Source organism: Lysobacter concretionis Ko07 = DSM 16239 (genome assembly GCF_000768345.1).
Lineage (GTDB): Bacteria > Pseudomonadota > Gammaproteobacteria > Xanthomonadales > Xanthomonadaceae > Novilysobacter > Novilysobacter concretionis.
In genome coordinates, this window is record NZ_AVPS01000001.1 from 127,936 (window position 1) to 143,595 (window position 15,660).

Sequence of the window (15,660 nt, forward strand, 5' to 3'; positions counted from 1 at the left end):
GCGACGCCGGGCAGGCCTCACTGCGCCGAAGGTCGAACGGCGTCGAGCAACCGGCGCGCCACCGTTTCGGCCTGGGCGCGCAGTTCCGGCACCGCCAGGCTCTCCCACAGGCGGCCGATGCGCAGGCTGCCCAGTGCGAACAGGCCGGGCTGGACCGTACCGTCGGCCGCGATCACCTCGCCATCGCCCGCGGTATCGAGGCCGATGCCATGCGGGCCCGGCACCGCCGTCCCGGTCGCCAGCAGATCCCGCACCAACGGGCTGCGCATCGAGGCGGCCAGTGTCTCCACCCCGGTGGCATTGATGACGCGGTCCACGTCCAGCCGCAGCGTGCCGCCGCCGGCCAGTGTCGCTTCCAGGTGGATGCGGCCGCCGATCGGTGTCACCGCCTGCAGCCGCCCGCGATGGCGCTGCAACTGCCCGCTGCCGAGCAGCGCGCCGACCGCGGCGTGCACGTCCGGCGCGACCCGGTGTCGGTGCACGTCCCACTGGCGCACCGCATGACGCAGGAAGCGGCTCTGGTCGTCGATCGACAGGCTCTGCCACAAGGCCTGCACGTGCGGCCGGATGCGGTCGATCACGCCCTGCCACGCCTCGCCGCGGGCGCGCGCATCGTCGGCATGCCGACGCAGAAGTTTGAGCCGCTGGCGCAATGACAAGGCGAACAGATCGGCAGGATCGAACGCGGCGGCAACATGGCGGTCGGCATGCGGCAACGGCATCAGCGCGTGCCGCGAGAGCACGTGGATGGCACCGCGATGGCCGTTGACCTGCAGTGACAGCACCGCGTCGACCATGCTCAGCCCGGCACCGATGATCGCGACATCGGCATCCGTCGGCAGCCGCGCGATGGCGTCGTACTGCCAGGCCTCCAGGCATTGGCTGGGCGACAGTGCTTCGGCGCCGCGTGCCGGCAGCGGTCGCAGGCTGTTGCCGACCGCGAGCACGACGCCACGCGCGTGGACGGTGGCGCCCGAGGCGAGCGTCACGCGCCAGTCGTCCCGCTCGCGTGTCATCGCGGTGGCGCGATCGTGCACGACCTCCAGCCGCGCGATGCCGACCGCCCGGGCCTGTCGCAAACGGGCCCGCAGGTACTGCGCGTAGTGGCGGCGCTGCGCGTACCCATCGCCCAGCGCGGCCGCAGGCAGGCCGCCGGGATTGTGGTGCTGCCGCATGAAATCGAGGAAGTCGTCGGGCTGGTCGACGAACGCGCTCATGCGCCGCACCGGCACGTTGAGCCGGTGTTCCGGCGCTGCGGTGGCGTAGGCGACACCCTCGCCGAGTTTCGCGGCGGGCTCGACCAGGACGATCCGCAGCGGCGAGTCGGCCAGCCGCAGCGCATGGATCGCCGTCATCACGCCGGCCGCACCGCCACCGATGATCGCGATGTCGGCGGAATGGGTGGGGGTTGTCATGGCGCGATTGTAGGCAGAGTCCGTAGATCGTTTGCTTCGGCAGCCTGCGGTGGAATCCCGGGCCTTGGCATGGGAGCGGCTTCAGCCGCGATCTGCACATCGTTGCCAGGCCGATGGGCGATCACCTGCGATGGACGCCGGGGCGACGAGGGCACACGGCATGAACTTCCCGGCCCAGGGGAGCGCATCGCCGCTGTCGGTTCTGCGCGTTCGCGGCTCGCGCCGCTGCTACGGACGAAGTGCTCGCGGCCCATGCCGCTGCCACAGCAGCCGATGGTCGCTGCCGGTGCGGCTCTCACTCCGTCGCGCCGCGGCGATCGGACGCGACCGCTGCCATCGTCTGTCGTCCGTTGCCTTGCGGCAGCGCGCGGGCCAGCCAGTCCACTGTCGCGCCGCGCATACCGGTGGCGGCGATCTGCGCGGCGCGGGCGTTCGCATCGCAGTCGGCCAGCAAGGGGTCATCGGGAAAGCCGGCGGCCGCCATCAGGCTGTGGAGCTCCATCTGTGCGACGACATCGCCCAGGGCGTGCGCGCGGGCGTGGGTGGCCGTGAACAGCGAGTGGGCGCGATCGCGTTGGCCGTCGGCCAGCGCGGCCAGGGTCGCGATCTGGCCCAGCCGCTGCGATTGCAGCCAGATGCCGTCATCCGGCAGGTGCCGCCGCGCGCTGTCCGCCAGCCGGCGTGCCTGTGGCCACTGGCCGCGTGCGGTGGCGACTTCGGCGAGGCCGATTTCGGCATCGGCCAGCAGCCAGTCGTATCCGCTTTTCTGCAGCGAGGCACGGGTGGTCGAGTACAGGCGTTCGGCGTCGTCAAGCTGGCCGGCACGGGCCAGCTGGTAGCCGTTTTGCAGCGCCACCATCCAGCGGTCGGGGGCGTCTGGCATGGCCTGGATCAGGGCATTGCGGGCGCGCAATCGCGGCACTGCCGATGCGGTGTCGCCGGCGAGCAGGTCGATCGCCGTGCCCAGGCCCTCCGCCTGGTCGCGCACGAACGGCTGGGTGGTGTCCGCGCAATCGGCCAGTTGTTGTCGGGCCTGCGGCAACTTGCCCTGCGCCAGCAGGCTGTCGGCCCGCACACAGGCCAGTCGGGCCGTCGTGACCGCCGGCAGCGGCGCCCGGCCCTCCCGGGCCAGCCGCTGCGCGGTCTGGTCCAGCGCCTGCAAGGCCCCGGCGTAGTCGCCGTTGATGTTCAGGGTGAACGCCTCGAACTGGTCCAGCCAGGTCGCCAGGTCGCCTTTCAGATGGCCCTTGCGGATGCGCCGGATGCGTTCTTCGGCACTGGAGAAGCGGCCGGCCAGCAGGTCTTCGTTGAGCAGGGAAACGTCCAGCGACAACTGCGCGACCGCGTCACCGGCATGGGTGGCGCAGGCGAGGGCCTGCTCCAGGCGCTTGCGGTATTCGACCAGGTCGCCGGCGTTGTAGTGTTGGAACGCGACCCGGCGCAGCAGCTGGATTTCCATGCTGCGGTAGCCGCCGGCGCGGGTCTGGGCGAGCAGGCTGTCCAGCTGCGCGGAGGGGCCCGAGGGCGGCAGCGACAATTCGGCGGTGACCTTCGCGTGCAGTGCGTCGATGTCCGCGCCTGCTTCGGTGAACAGCCGGGCGGCTTCATCGAACTGCGACCGGTCGGCCAGCTCGCCCCACTGGTAGGCATCGGACTGCGCCTTGAGCAGCAAGGCGGTGGCGCGCTCGTGCTCCCAGCCCTGGCCCGCGGCATGCGCCAGCCGTTCGGCTTCGGTGGCGTGCAGGCGCACCGCGTCCGGGTTGATCCGCGCCATCTCGATCTCCGCCAGCAGCACCAGCCACTGGATGCGTACGCCCGTCGGCTGGGTTTCCCAGTCGGCGCGCGACAAGGTGGCCAACGCGGCTTCGGGGTCGCCGGCGCGCAGTTGGTACCGGGACTGCTCAAGCCGGTAGGAGAGGTTCTGCGGGTACTGCGCCGCGAGGTCGCTGAACGCGGTCGCCGTCTCGGCACGGCGCTGTGGGTCGATCGACAGCTGCATCGCGTCCATCACCCACGCCACGTCCGCGGACAAGGGCGACAGCAGTTCACGCGCGTGCTGCATGTGGGCCAGCGCCGGGTTGGCCTGGCCGAGCCGGGCCAGCGACATCGCCAGTTGCAGGTGGGCCAGGCCGAACCGCGGCGCCTGCGCGAGTACCGACGCCAGCCCCGTTGCGCTGGCGGACATGTCGCGCTGGCTGTAGGCCTCGTAGGCCAGCGCGTAGTCACGGGCCGACCCCGCATCCACCGACAGCGCCGGCCAGAGTTCATCGCGGCGGGCCGGAACCAGCTCCGCCAGCACCTGCCGGGACAGCTCGTCCACCAGCTGCGGCACCTGCGCGGTGCTGCCGCGCAGCTCGATCTGGCGGCTGCCATCCACGCCATCGAAGCGCGCGCGCACGAAGCGCTGGTCCGGCGCGTTGGTGACCTGGCCGGAACTCAGCAGCACGATGTTGGGCGACAGCGCGGCGGTATCGGCCGCCAGGTGCGCCTCGGTCAGCACGACCACTTCCGGCAGCGCGTCCAGCTTCCATCCCAGCCAGGCGCGCAGCAGGGTGGCCGGCCAGCGTGCTTCGTCGTTGTTGTGGTTGCCCACGTCGATCATTGCGACCGCGATCGGCGAGGCCGGTGCGGGCGGCGAGGTTGGCGGCTTCGCGGCAAAAAACAGCGAGGCGATCCCCAGCGCGAGTGCACTCAATGCCATGGCGACGATGAGGAGGCCGCGACGTTGGCCTGACGCACGATCGGGGCGGGAACGGAGGGCCGTTGCCGATGGGGTCGCGGCCGATGCCGCGGCCGGGTCGATGGCGGGGCATTCCGGCACGTCGACACCGGCCTCGGCCTGGGCGTCCACGCCGACGTTGGCAGCATCGGCCTGCTCGGTGTCGAGGCCCGCAGCGTCGCGTGCCGGTTCGTCGGCAATCCCGGTCGACGCGCCGCCCGGGATGCCGGCCGCTCCCATGTCATCGACTGCCAGCGGCAGGATCGGCGCGGGCGGTTCGAACACGTACCCGCTCTTGGCCAACGTGCGGACCCAGTGCCGGCGCGGCTCCCCCAGCGCCTTGCGCAGCATCCAGATGCTTTGCGACAGGTTGGCGTCCTCGACCACGACGCCGGGCCAGACCCGTTCGAGCAGTGCCGCGCGGGTATGCAGGGTGTGGGGCTGGGCGAGGAACAGCTGCAACAGGTCGAACACGCGCTGCGGCAATTCGACCGTCTGCCCGGGGCTGGCGAGCTGGCGATACCACAGGTCGATGGTCAGGTCGTCCACCTGGAGCCGCCGGGTGTGCGGCGGCCATGGACTTTCGGCCGGCGCGTTGATGGGCCCGGTCGAATCCGTGCTGGTCGTATCGATGATTATTGCCGGGGTCACTGACGCCCGCGCACCTCCGTTTGCCCGAACCCTCCTTGTATACAGCAGCCCGGGTCGCGGTCTGCGGGGCAATTGTGTGATGCAGGTCCCGGTTTGATCCCGATTTGAGAAAAATTTGAGCGGCTCCCAGAGGTTGCGCCCCGGTGTTGCCCGTAAACCTGTCGGGTGTTTCGCCCAGCCGTCCTCAGGGAAGTCGTTCACACGGACGTGGCGGACGCGGCGCGACGCACAGTGCAAGAAAGGACATCGCGAAGAGCGGCGGCACGGAATGCCGGCGGCGAAGTCCGGGTCGTGGGCACATCAGGAAGGCCGTGCCCACGACCATCCGCCCGGCTTCGGCCGTGGACCGGTCATGGAGGCCAGTGTTGGAAGGGGGGGCGGCTGGTTGCAACACCATTGCAGGTCAACGGGACCGGGGCTTTCCGAAGACCCAAGTCACGACACACCAATCGGGGTAATTCCAACATGTCCACACCTTCCAACCCGCGCAGGCATGCGCTCGCACTTGCCACCGCCATGGCGCTGGCTGCCGCGGTTCCGGCGTCCGCTGCCGGCCCCGCATCCACCGCCGGCAATGGCACCGCCAACCTGTCGACCCTGCAACCGGGCCAGACCCACGACCGCTTCATCGTGAAATACCGCGACGGCAGTGCCCCGCAGGCCAATGCCGCCACCGTTCAACGCTCGCTGGATGGCGCCGCCACCGCTGCCCGGACCGGCAAGGCGCTGGGTCTGCAGAGGCTCCGCCGCCTGGCGACCGGCGCCGACGTGGTGCGCGCCAGCCGCCGGCTGGACCAGGTGGAGGCCGCCGCGCTGATGCGCCAGATCGCCGCGGATCCGGATGTGGAGTACGTCGAGGTCGACCAGCTGATGAAGCCGACCATGACCCCGAACGACACCTACTACGCCAGCAACCAGTGGCACTACTTCGAGGCCGCCGGTGGCATCAAGGCCAACGAGGCCTGGGACGTCGGCAAGGGAGCGGGAGCGGTGGTCGCGGTGCTCGATACCGGCATCACCAACCACAGCGACCTGAATGCCAACATCCTGCCGGGCTACGACTTCATCAGTGATGCCGGCATGGCGCGCGACGGCAACGGCCGCGACTCCAATCCGAACGATGAAGGCGACTGGGTGGCGGCGAACGAATGCGGCGGCAGCCACTCCGCATCGGGCTCCAGCTGGCATGGCAGCCACGTCACCGGCACCATCGCGGCGGTCACCAACAACGGCAAGGGCGTGGCGGGGGTAGCGCACGGCGCGAAGGTCGTCCCGGTGCGCGTGCTCGGAAAGTGCGGTGGCTACACCTCCGACATCGCCGACGGCATCATCTGGGCCTCCGGCGGCAGCGTCAGCGGCGTGCCGGCCAACGCCAACCCGGCCGAGGTCATCAACATGAGCCTGGGCGGTGGCGGCAGCTGTTCGACGACCTACCAGAACGCGATCAACGGCGCGGTCAGCCGCGGCACCACGGTGGTCGTGGCGGCGGGCAACAGCAATGCCGACACCTCCGGTTCGGTGCCGGCCAACTGCAGCAACGTCATCGCGGTGGCCTCCACCACCCGCACCGGCGCGCGCTCCAGCTTCTCCAACTACGGCTCGCTGATCGATGTGGCCGCGCCGGGCAGCGACATCGCCTCCACCGTCAACACCGGCAGCAGCACGCCGGTCGCCGAGGGCTACAGCCTGATGTCGGGCACTTCGATGGCGGCCCCGCACGTGGCGGGGGTGGTCGCGCTGATGCAGTCGGCGGCGGCGGCCAATGGCGGGGTCAAGACGCCGGCGCAGATCGAGTCGCTCCTGAAATCCACCCTGCGCCCGTTCCCGGTCAGCATCGACAGGCCGATCGGCAACGGCATCGTCAATGCCAAGGCTGCGGTCGATGCGGTCGCCGGCGGCGGCGGCACGCCACCGGAAGACGGCACCCTGACCAGGGGCGTTCCGGTGACCGGACTGTCGGCCAGCAGCGGCGGTGCGGTGAATTACACGTTCGTGGTGCCGGCAGGAGCCGGCAACCTGAGCTTCGCGATCTCCGGCGGCACCGGCGATGCGGACCTGTACGTCAAGCGCGGCAGCGCGCCCACCGACAGCTCCTACGATTGCCGTCCGTACCTGAGTGGCAACAACGAGACCTGCACCTTCGCCAGTCCGGTCGCCGGCACCTACCACGTGCGGGTCAAGGCCTGGCAGGGCTTCAGCGGCGTGAGCCTGGTGGCGAACTACACCGCGGGCAGTGGCGGCGGCGACAACACTCCGCAGACCTATACCAACGGTACCGACTACGCGATTCCGAGCCCGGGCACGGTCGACAGTCCGATCACCGTCAGCGGGCGCAGCGGCAACGGGCTGGCGGTGACCAAGGTGACGGTCGACATCCGCCATACCTACCGCGGCGACCTGCAGATCGACCTGGTGGCACCGGACAACACCCTGTACCGGATCAAGAACTCCAGCGGCAGCGACAGTGCGGACAACGTGATCGGCTACGCCAACATCGATCTGTCGAACAAGGCCAGGAACGGTACCTGGAAACTGCGGGTGCGCGACATGTGGGCCGGTGACACGGGCTACATCAACTCGTGGAGCATCGATTTCTGATCGAAGCCGCACGTGCCAAAAAAGAAACCCGCCGGAAGGCGGGTTTCTTCATGGAACAAGCAGGGAGGCTTACTTGATCTTGCCTTCCTTGTAGATCACGTGCTTGCGAACGACGGGATCGTACTTCTTGATCTCCATCTTGTTCGGCGTGTTCTTCTTGTTCTTGTCGGTGGTGTAGAAGTGGCCGGTGTTGGCCGAAGAGATCAGGCGAATCTTGTCGCGCTTGGAAGCCATGGGTCAGTCCTCCTCAGATCTTTTCGCCGCGTGCGCGGAGATCGGCCAGAACGGAGTCGATGCCGTTCTTGTCGATGGTGCGCATGGCGTTGGCGGAAACACGGAGCTTCACCCAGCGGTTTTCACTGGCGACCCAGAAGCGGCGCTCGTGAAGGTTGGGCATGAAGCGGCGGCGGGTCTTGTTCATGGCGTGCGAGACGTTGTTGCCGGTCGTCGTTCGCTTGCCGGTTACTTGGCATACACGGGACATGTGCACCTCGAAAGGATGTTGATGCTTCCCTTGGCCAGGGAGGCGGCGGCCCCGCCGGTTCCACGGTTCACGTGGGCGGCATGCGATACGGGTGGGTTGCCGCCTGGAGGGGCGGACGCTGGAACCGGGCAATCCGGAATCGCGCTTCCGGGAGCCGCCTTGCAGCCTTGTACGGCCGCTGGACACAGCGAGCCGCGCATTATGCGGTAAACCCGCACTTCGGGGCAAGTTTGCGGTCGGGGCTGGCTTTGACGGTGGCCGCGCAAGCATGGAAAACAGCAAGAGCAGGAGCAAGAGCGGTTTAATGACTTCGGCTGCAGCGTCGCCCTGCCGGGGTGCTTGCTGCCCGGTTCGGGCGACCATCCCTGGTCGCACTCACCGCCGCAGGCCATCCATGGCCTGCTGTCCGCAACACCCCGCCAGGACGCCGCATCGGCCAGTGACTGATGTGGCTTTTTCGTGCGAGAAAAGCGTGTTCGCTTTTGATTTCCCTTCAGCCACCGGAGGATCCCGGTGGCGGTTGCCGGGTGTCCCGATCACCAAGCGAATATCGTGGAGCGACTGATCGGGACACCCGGCAACCGCCCTGCGCAACACTCCACGCCGCCTCTTTCACGATGCCCGCCGCATCGGCTGGGCTCCGGTCAGCCTTTAAGATCCTTTGCCGCTGCGGAGTCGGAAATGAAAGCCCGCACCTGGCTCTCCAGTACCGGCAGCGGCACCGAGCCCAGTGCCAGCACCATGTCGTGGAAGGCCTTGAGGTCGAACTTGTCGCCCAGTGCCTGCTCCGCCTCGCCGCGCAGGCGCACGATCGCCAGCTCGCCGAGCTTGTAGCTCAGCGCCTGGCCGGGCCAGGAGATGTAGCGGTCGACCTCGGTGGTGACCTCGTGCTCGCTCAGCGCGGTGTGGTCGCGCAGGTAGGCCAGCGCCTGGTCGCGGGTCCAGCCCTGGGCGTGCACGCCGGTGTCGATCACCAGTCGCGCGGCGCGCCACATCTCGTAGGTCAGCCGGCCGAAGTGCTCGTACGGGGTCTGGTAGATCCCCATTTCCTCGCCGAGTTTTTCCACGTACAGGCCCCAGCCTTCGCCGAACGCGGAGATGTAGGTTTCGCGGCGGAAGTCGGGCAGGCCGGTCTGTTCGGCCGCCAACGCGCCCTGCATCGCGTGGCCGGGGGCGGCCTCGTGCAGGGTCAGGGCGGGCAGGTTGTACAGCGCGCGCGACGGCAGGTCGTAGGTGTTGAGCCAGTAGGTGCCGTTGCCGCCGCGGCCGCTGGTCCAGAACGGGGCGATGTCCGCCGGCACGGGGACGATGGTGAAACGCCCGCGCGGCAGGGTGCCGATGAACTTGCCGAGCTCGCCGTCGATGCGCTTGGCGATCCAGGCGGCGCGGTTGAGCAGTTCCTGCGGAGTCTTGGCGTAGAACTGCGGATCGGTGCGCAGGAACTGCAGGAACTCGGCGAAGCTGCCCCGGAACCCGACCTCCCTGATGATCGTGTTCATCTGCGCCTGGATGCGCGCGACTTCGTCCAGGCCGATCCGGTGGATCTCGTCGGGGCTCAGGTCCAGCGTGGTGTATTCGCGGATCTGCTGGTGGTAGAACGCCTCGCCGTCGGGCAGCTCGGAGGCGCCCAGCGTGGTGCGGGCGCGCGGCACGTATTCATCGCGGAAAAACGCCAGCAGCTTGCGGTACGCGGGGATCATCCGATCGCCGATCGCGGCGCGGGCATCGGCGCGCAAGCGGGCCTGCTCGGCGGCGGGGATGCTGGCGGGCAGTTGATTCAGCGGCGCATAGAACGTCGACTTGGTCGGGTCGTCGAGATCGGCGATCGTGGCGATCGAGACGTCGCGGCCGTCGAGCACCGCGCGCGGCACGCTGAAGCCGCGATCCAGCCCGGCCCGCATGTTGGCGATGTGCTCGTCGAAATAGCGCGGCACGTCGGCCAGGCGGTCGATGTAGGCGCGGTAGTCGGCGGCGGTGCGCATCGGCCGGCGGGTCATGAAGCCCAGGTTCGACCAGAACGAGGAGTCGGAGTTGAACGGCATCTCGTAGGCGCGGAAACGCACTCCGGCGGCGAGGTTCTCGACCTGCGGCCGGTACACGGCCAGGTGGATGCGGTTCTCCGGTGACAGCGCGGCGGGGTCGAGTGCGTCGAGTTCGGCCAGCACGCCTTCCCATACTTCCAGTCGCGCGGCCTGGCTGGCGGCATCGACCGACGGCAGCCGGCGCTGGCTGACATCACCGTCGCTGTCCTCGTCGGCGCTGCCGAACTGTGCCTTGCGCCAGGCCCATTCGCGTTCGTGGATCGCCTGGAAGCGGGCGTCGGCGGCGGACGCCCTGGTGGCGGCTGGCGTGGCGGCCGGACTGTCGGCAACGGCGGCCGTCGCGGTGGCGGGCAGAAACGCAAGGGCAAGCAGGACAGGCAGCAGGGCTTTCACGGCATCCACGGGTGACCAGATGGAGGCCGATCTTCGCACCCGAACCGCAGCGTGCCCACGGGCCGAAAGTATCGGCCCGCGCTGGGCGGGGTTACTCGCGGCCGGGGCGCAGCTTTTCCAACACGCCTTCCAGCGTGTCCAGGTTGCTGTAATGGATCACCAGCCGGCCCTTGCCGCCGCGACCGTGCAGCACGCTGACCTGGGTGTTGAGCGATTCCGACAGCTCGCGTTCGAGGCTGACGATGTCCGCCTGCGGGCGGGCTTTGGTCGGCCGTGCGCGCTTGCCCTCGGGCACCTTGCCCAGGGCGAACTGCTGCGCGCGGTGCTCGACCTCGCGCACCGACCAGCCGTGTTCGGCCGCTTCGCTGGCCAGTTTGCTGGCCAGTTCTGGTGCCAGGGTCAGCAGGGCGCGGGCGTGGCCCATCTCCAGCCGCCGGGCTTCCAGCAACGCGCGGATCGCCGGCGGCAGCTCCAGCAGGCGCAACAGGTTGGACACGGCGGCGCGTGAGCGTCCGACCGCGCCGGCGGCCTGGGCGTGGGTCAGGTCGAATTCATCGATCAGCCGCTGCAGTGCGGACGCTTCTTCCAGCGGGTTGAGGTCCTCGCGCTGGATGTTCTCGATCAGCGCCATCGCGATCACGGTGCGGTCGTCGACCTCGCGCACCACCACCGGGATCTCGCTCAGGCCGGCCAGCCGCGAGGCGCGCCAGCGGCGCTCGCCGGCGATGATCTCGTAGGTCTTGCCGCCATGTTCGCGGGTCTCGCGCACCACGATCGGCTGGATCACGCCCTGCGCGCGGATCGACTCGGCCAGCTCCTCCAGCTTGTCCTCGTCCCAGTGCTTGCGCGGCTGGTACCTGCCCGGCGCGAGCGCGTCGACTGGCAGGTGGCGCAGCACGTCGCCGGCACCGGCTTCCAGCGCCGGCACCTCGGCCTTCGGCCCGAGCAGGGCTTCCAGGCCACGACCCAGGCCGCGTTTGCGGGCGGCGGTCTTGGCGGCAGCGGGGTTCTTGGCGTCGTCCTTCACGGCACTCATGCGGCGGTCTCCGGTGTCTGCTGTGCCCTGGTGGCCTGGGTGCGCTCGCGCTGGCGGCGCAGCACTTCGCCGGCGAGGCCGAGATAGGCGATGCCGCCGCGGCTGGCGCGGTCGTAGCCGACGATGCTCTGGCCGTGGCTGGGCGCTTCGGCCAGGCGCACGTTGCGCGGCACGATGGTGCGGAACACCTTGTCGCCGAAGTGGTTGGTCAACTCCGCGGACACCGCGTTGGCAAGGTTGTTGCGCACATCGAACATGGTCCGCAGCACGCCTTCGATCTCCAGCCCCGGATTGAGGTTGGCGCGGATCGCCTCGATGGTGTCGAGCAGCGCGCTGATGCCTTCCAGGGCGTAGTACTCGCACTGCATCGGCACGATCACCGAGTCGGCCGCGGTCAGCGCGTTGAGGGTCAGCAGCGACAGGGCCGGCGGGCAGTCGATCAGGATGAAGTCGTAGTTGCCGGCGACCGGCGCCAGCGCGCGCTTGAGCTGCTGCTCGCGCGCGTCGGCGGTCATCAGCCGCAACTCGGCGGCGGTCAGGTCGATGTTGCCGGGCAGCAGGTCGAAGTCTTCCGCGGTGCGCACGATCGCGGCGGCGGCGGTGTCCTCGCCCAGCAACACCTCGCAGATCGAGGTGTCCAGCTCGCGCTTGTTGACGCCGCTGCCGGTGGTGGCATTGCCCTGCGGGTCGAGGTCGACCAGCAGCACTTTCCTGGGCGTGCGTGCCAGTCCGGCGGCCAGGTTGACCGCGGTGGTGGTCTTGCCGACCCCGCCTTTCTGGTTGGCGACGGCGATGATTCGGGCCATGCGACACATCCCCTGGGTCACGGTTGCGGAATACGAGGTGCAAAGGACGGCGCGGCACGCCGACCGGACAGGGGATTATGCCCGCCCCGGTCGCGGCCTGCCGAACCGCCGGTCACGGCTTGGTGCGCGGGCTGCGGATGAACGCGTTTGGCGGGTGCTGCCGGGGCGACGGGGGCGGTTTCTGCCCGTGCGTCGCCGTGAGGCCGTGGTTTCAGGACGAGGGCGCGCGCTGGACGACAACGCGCTGGACAACAACCAGGTGGCGTTCGGCGCTGAGCCCGGGAACCGCCAGTGCATGCGACTGGCTGACGGCCCAGCCGGCCGGCAACGCGGCGATCTCATCGGTCGGGTAGACGCCCTTCATCGCCAGCAGGCGGCCTTCGGGTTTCAGCAGGTGGCCGCCCAGCTCGAGGATCAGCGGCAGGGTCGCCAACGCGCGCGCAGTGATCGCGTCGAATTGGCCGGGCAGATCCAGCGCCTCGATCCGCGACTCGGCGACCTGCACGTCGCGCAGGCCGAGCTTGCGCACCACCTCGCGCATGAAGCGGACTTTCTTGCCGTTGCTCTCCACCAGCGTCACCCGCAAACCCGGCTTGGCGATCGCCAGCGGAATTCCCGGCAGCCCGGCACCGGTGCCCAGGTCGGCCAGGGCGCCGCCGGCCGCGGCGATGGCGTCGACGTACGGGTGCATCGCCAGCGAGTCGAGCAGGTGCTTGTCGACCATGTCCAGCGGATCGCGCACGGCGGTCAGGTTGTAGGTGCGGTTCCAGCGCAGCAGCAGTTCGAGGTAGTCCGACAGCGGCGCGGCGATGGCGCGGTCGAGGGCGAGCGCGTCGAGTCCGGCGTCAAGGCGCTCGCGGGCGGCGACGGGCAGGGTCGGGGCGGCGGAGGGCGGGGTAGTCATCGGCGGGGATTATGACGCGAGTCGACCGTCGGCTTGCCGGCTCACCTCGGGTGCCAGGCCAGCGCGCCGACATAGCCGGGAAACGGCGCGAGTTCTTCCAGCGTCCACTGCGCCGGCGCGCCCAGGGCGGGATCGCAGTCGGCCAGCCGCAGGCCGCCGGGCGTATCGACCAGCACCAGCTTGTCCAGACCGAACGACAGCCCGTGCCCGTGCGCCTTGAGCACGGCCTCCTTCGCGCACCACAGGCGCACGAACGTGCGCTGGCGCGCCGGTGCGTCCAGGCGGTCGAGCCAGTCGGCTTCGGAAGCATGGAAAAACCGGCGGGCGAGCTCCTGCGCGCGGGGCCGCGGACGTGGCCATTCCAGGTCGATGCCGACGTGCAGGTTCCGGCCCAGCGCGACCAGCAGCCCTTCGCCGCTGTGGCTCCAGTTGCAGTCCCAGTCGCCGAACCTGCCGCCCAGTTGCGGACGTCCGCGCTGGTCGCGTTGCAGCACCAGGTCCGTGGCCGTCGTGCCCAGCCGGCTTGCCAGCCAGTGGCGCGCGACCGGCTCGGCCGCCTGCCCTCGCGGCAGCGGCAGCCAGGCCCAGCACGGCGCGTCGGCAGCGAGCGCGTCGGGAGTGGGCGCGTCTTGGGCAGGCGGGGCCATGCGTACGGATGTGGTCGGTTCCGGGGCGGTCAGCGTAAGCTAATCCGAGGGGAGCGGCCGTGCCGCAGGATGAAACACATGTCTGCCGTCATTGACACCATTGCGGGGCCATTGCGCGCCCATCCGGCGTCGGCGCTGGCCGTCGGCGCGCCGGAGCGGGCGATCGCGTTCGATGCGCAGGGGCCCGTTTCGCTGGCGCGGTTCCTGCGCGAGGTGAACGGCGTGGCGGCCCGCCTGCCCGCGGCGACCCGCGCGATCAATCTGTGCGAGGACCGCTACCGTTTCCTGGTCGCGTTCTGTGCCGCCGCCGCGCGCGGCCAGACCACCTTGCTGCCGTCATCGCGTGCGCCGGCGGTCATCGAGCAGGTGCGCGCCGCGCATCCCGGCGCCTATTGCATCGCCGAAGATGCCGGCGACGGGGCGACGCCCCCGCATCACTACCTGTTGCCCGGGACGTTGCCGCAGGCCGAGAGCGTGCTGCCGTGGATCGATGACAACGCGCTGGTGGCGGTCGGCTTCACCTCGGGCAGCACCGGACAGCCGCTCGCGACGCCCAAGCGCTGGGGATCGTTCCGCACCAGCACCGCCCAGAACCTGGTCGCGCTGGCGGGCCTGCTGGCCGAGGCACCCGGCGCGATGACGCCGCTGGTGGCGACGGTGCCGCCGCAGCATATGTACGGGATGGAAATGTCCGTGCTGCTGCCGCTGCTCGGCCCGCTGACGGTGCACTCGGCGCGGCCGTTCTTTCCCGGGGACATCGTGCGCGCGCTGGGCGATGCCGCGGCCCCGCCGTTGCTGGTGACCAGCCCGGTGCACCTGCGGACGCTGCTGCAATCCGGCGTGGCGTTGCCGCCGTTGGCCGGCATCGTGTGCTCCACCGCGCCGTTGCCGCCGGAGCTCGCCCGCGCGGCGGAAGTCCGTTACCGCTGCGAGGTGCGCGAGCTGTTCGGTTCGACCGAGACCTGCGTGATCGCGCGCCGCCGCACCGCCATGGAAAACGCGTGGACGCCGCTGCCCGGCGTGCGGTTGCTGCCGCAGCCCGACGGCACCGCGGTGCACGCCGCGCACCTGGCCCGGCCGGTCGTGCTGGCGGACCTGGTGGAGCTGCACCCCGATGACCGCTTCACGTTGCGTGGCCGCCACGCGGACCAGCTCGAAATCGCCGGCAAGCGCGCCTCGCTGGGCGACCTGACCCGCCAGCTGCTCGCGTTGCCGGGCGTGGTCGACGGGGTGGTGCTGCAGCTTGACGGGCACGATGACGGCGGCGTGCGCCGGATCGCGGCGCTGGTGGTCGCGCCCGGCCTGGACGAAGCGTCGATCCTGCAGGCGCTGCGCGGGCAATGCGACCCGGTGTTCCTGCCGCGCCGCCTGCGTTGCGTCGAGCGCCTGCCCCGCAACGACACCGGAAAACTGCCGCGACAAGCCTTGCTGGACCTGCTGCAGGGCTGATCCGATTACAGACATCTCCGTCACGCATCCCTGTACAGACTGGATTCGCCCCCAATCAGGGGAGCATTTCAATCCCTCTGGATGGATCAAGGAGACACGAGCATGGGCATCATTATCTGGTTGATTGTTGGTGGCGTCATCGGCTGGATCGCCAGCATGATCATGAAGACCGACGGGCAGCAGGGCATCATCCTGAACGTCATCGTCGGCATCGTCGGTGCGTTCCTCGGCGGCTGGCTGGCCGGCATGTTCGGCATCGCCGGTGGCAGCATCGGTTCGGGCATCAGTATCCCGAGCATCCTGATCTCGCTGGTGGGGGCGATCATCCTGCTGGCGATCGTGAACCTGTTCCGTCGTGGCCGTCCGCGTTGATCACGCAGCGATAAGCATGCCGTGATGAGCCGGCGGCGCTGATCGGCGCTGCATGGAACACGAAGGCCCGGCATTCCCGGGCCTTCGTGTTCCATGGCGATCCGCCGATGGCAATCCGTCGGCTTGTCCGGAGCGAGGCGTGGA

General features: G+C 69.5%; 11 protein-coding genes and 2 pseudogenes. 4 read left to right on the plus strand and 9 right to left on the minus strand.

Annotated features, from left to right (window positions below):
* Positions 1-17: 17 nt before the first annotated feature.
* Positions 18-1,415 (minus strand): FAD/NAD(P)-binding protein, encoded by a 1,398-nt coding sequence (locus N792_RS00505; protein ID WP_036191465.1) that lies wholly within the window; start codon positions 1,413-1,415, stop codon positions 18-20.
* A gap of 295 nt (positions 1,416-1,710) precedes the next feature.
* A complete protein-coding gene (locus N792_RS00510; protein WP_191150488.1) occupies positions 1,711-4,683 on the minus strand; it encodes a winged helix-turn-helix domain-containing protein in 2,973 nt (990 codons plus the stop codon).
* A 567-nt stretch (positions 4,684-5,250) separates the two neighbouring features.
* On the opposite strand from N792_RS00510, the pseudogene N792_RS00515 reads away from it, so the two are divergent.
* Positions 5,251-7,008, plus strand: a pseudogene (locus tag N792_RS00515) (S8 family peptidase); the annotation flags it as partial.
* Between the two features lie 144 nt (positions 7,009-7,152).
* Positions 7,153-7,383, plus strand: a pseudogene (locus N792_RS14125) (proprotein convertase P-domain-containing protein); the annotation flags it as partial.
* 69 nt (positions 7,384-7,452) lie between these two features.
* Here the strand turns inward: N792_RS14125 and rpmG are convergent.
* The 7 genes from rpmG to N792_RS00550 all read right to left on the minus strand — a co-directional run bounded on the left by rpmG (position 7,453) and on the right by N792_RS00550 (position 13,695).
* Positions 7,453-7,617, minus strand: a complete 165-nt coding sequence (gene rpmG / locus N792_RS00520) for a 50S ribosomal protein L33 (RefSeq protein WP_036191471.1) — start codon at positions 7,615-7,617, stop codon at positions 7,453-7,455.
* Between the two features lie 13 nt (positions 7,618-7,630).
* Complete coding sequence (gene rpmB, locus N792_RS00525; protein WP_036191474.1) at positions 7,631-7,867, minus strand: 50S ribosomal protein L28; 237 nt, start codon at positions 7,865-7,867, stop codon at positions 7,631-7,633.
* 644 nt (positions 7,868-8,511) lie between these two features.
* A complete protein-coding gene (locus N792_RS00530) occupies positions 8,512-10,302 on the minus strand; it encodes a DUF885 domain-containing protein (RefSeq protein WP_036192206.1) in 1,791 nt (596 codons plus the stop codon).
* A gap of 91 nt (positions 10,303-10,393) precedes the next feature.
* Positions 10,394-11,338, minus strand: coding sequence for a ParB/RepB/Spo0J family partition protein (locus tag N792_RS00535; protein ID WP_036191477.1), 945 nt, complete (start codon positions 11,336-11,338; stop codon positions 10,394-10,396).
* Positions 11,335-12,144 (minus strand): ParA family protein, encoded by an 810-nt coding sequence (locus N792_RS00540; protein WP_036191480.1) that lies wholly within the window; start codon positions 12,142-12,144, stop codon positions 11,335-11,337. Before N792_RS00540 ends, N792_RS00535 begins: the two co-directional genes overlap by 4 nt.
* A 211-nt stretch (positions 12,145-12,355) precedes the next feature.
* A complete protein-coding gene (gene rsmG, locus N792_RS00545; protein ID WP_052103216.1) occupies positions 12,356-13,048 on the minus strand; it encodes a 16S rRNA (guanine(527)-N(7))-methyltransferase RsmG in 693 nt (230 codons plus the stop codon).
* 41 nt (positions 13,049-13,089) lie between these two features.
* On the minus strand, positions 13,090-13,695 hold the full coding sequence (locus tag N792_RS00550) for a 4'-phosphopantetheinyl transferase family protein (RefSeq protein ID WP_036191483.1): 606 nt from the start codon (positions 13,693-13,695) through the stop codon (positions 13,090-13,092).
* Positions 13,696-13,785: 90 nt separating this feature from the next.
* On the opposite strand from N792_RS00550, the gene N792_RS00555 reads away from it, so the two are divergent.
* Positions 13,786-15,144 (plus strand): AMP-binding protein, encoded by a 1,359-nt coding sequence (locus N792_RS00555; RefSeq protein ID WP_425478833.1) that lies wholly within the window; start codon positions 13,786-13,788, stop codon positions 15,142-15,144.
* Positions 15,145-15,246: 102 nt separating this feature from the next.
* Positions 15,247-15,516: a GlsB/YeaQ/YmgE family stress response membrane protein gene (locus N792_RS00560; protein WP_036191489.1), complete on the plus strand. Its 270-nt coding sequence runs from the start codon at positions 15,247-15,249 to the stop codon at positions 15,514-15,516.
* Positions 15,517-15,660: the final 144 nt, after the last annotated feature.

Excerpts from the sequence above, each read along its gene's own strand:
- N792_RS00505 (WP_036191465.1), bottom strand. The coding sequence starts at position 1,415 with ATGACAACCCCCACCCATTCCGCCGACATCGCGATCATCGGTGGCGGT.
- N792_RS00535 (WP_036191477.1), bottom strand. The coding sequence starts at position 11,338 with ATGAGTGCCGTGAAGGACGACGCCAAGAACCCCGCTGCCGCCAAGACC.
- N792_RS00540 (WP_036191480.1), bottom strand. The coding sequence starts at position 12,144 with ATGGCCCGAATCATCGCCGTCGCCAACCAGAAAGGCGGGGTCGGCAAG.
- N792_RS00550 (WP_036191483.1), bottom strand. The coding sequence starts at position 13,695 with ATGGCCCCGCCTGCCCAAGACGCGCCCACTCCCGACGCGCTCGCTGCC.
- rpmB (WP_036191474.1), bottom strand. The coding sequence starts at position 7,867 with ATGTCCCGTGTATGCCAAGTAACCGGCAAGCGAACGACGACCGGCAAC.
- rpmG (WP_036191471.1), bottom strand. The coding sequence starts at position 7,617 with ATGGCTTCCAAGCGCGACAAGATTCGCCTGATCTCTTCGGCCAACACC.
- rsmG (WP_052103216.1), bottom strand. The coding sequence starts at position 13,048 with ATGACTACCCCGCCCTCCGCCGCCCCGACCCTGCCCGTCGCCGCCCGC.
- N792_RS00560 (WP_036191489.1), top strand. The coding sequence starts at position 15,247 with ATGGGCATCATTATCTGGTTGATTGTTGGTGGCGTCATCGGCTGGATC.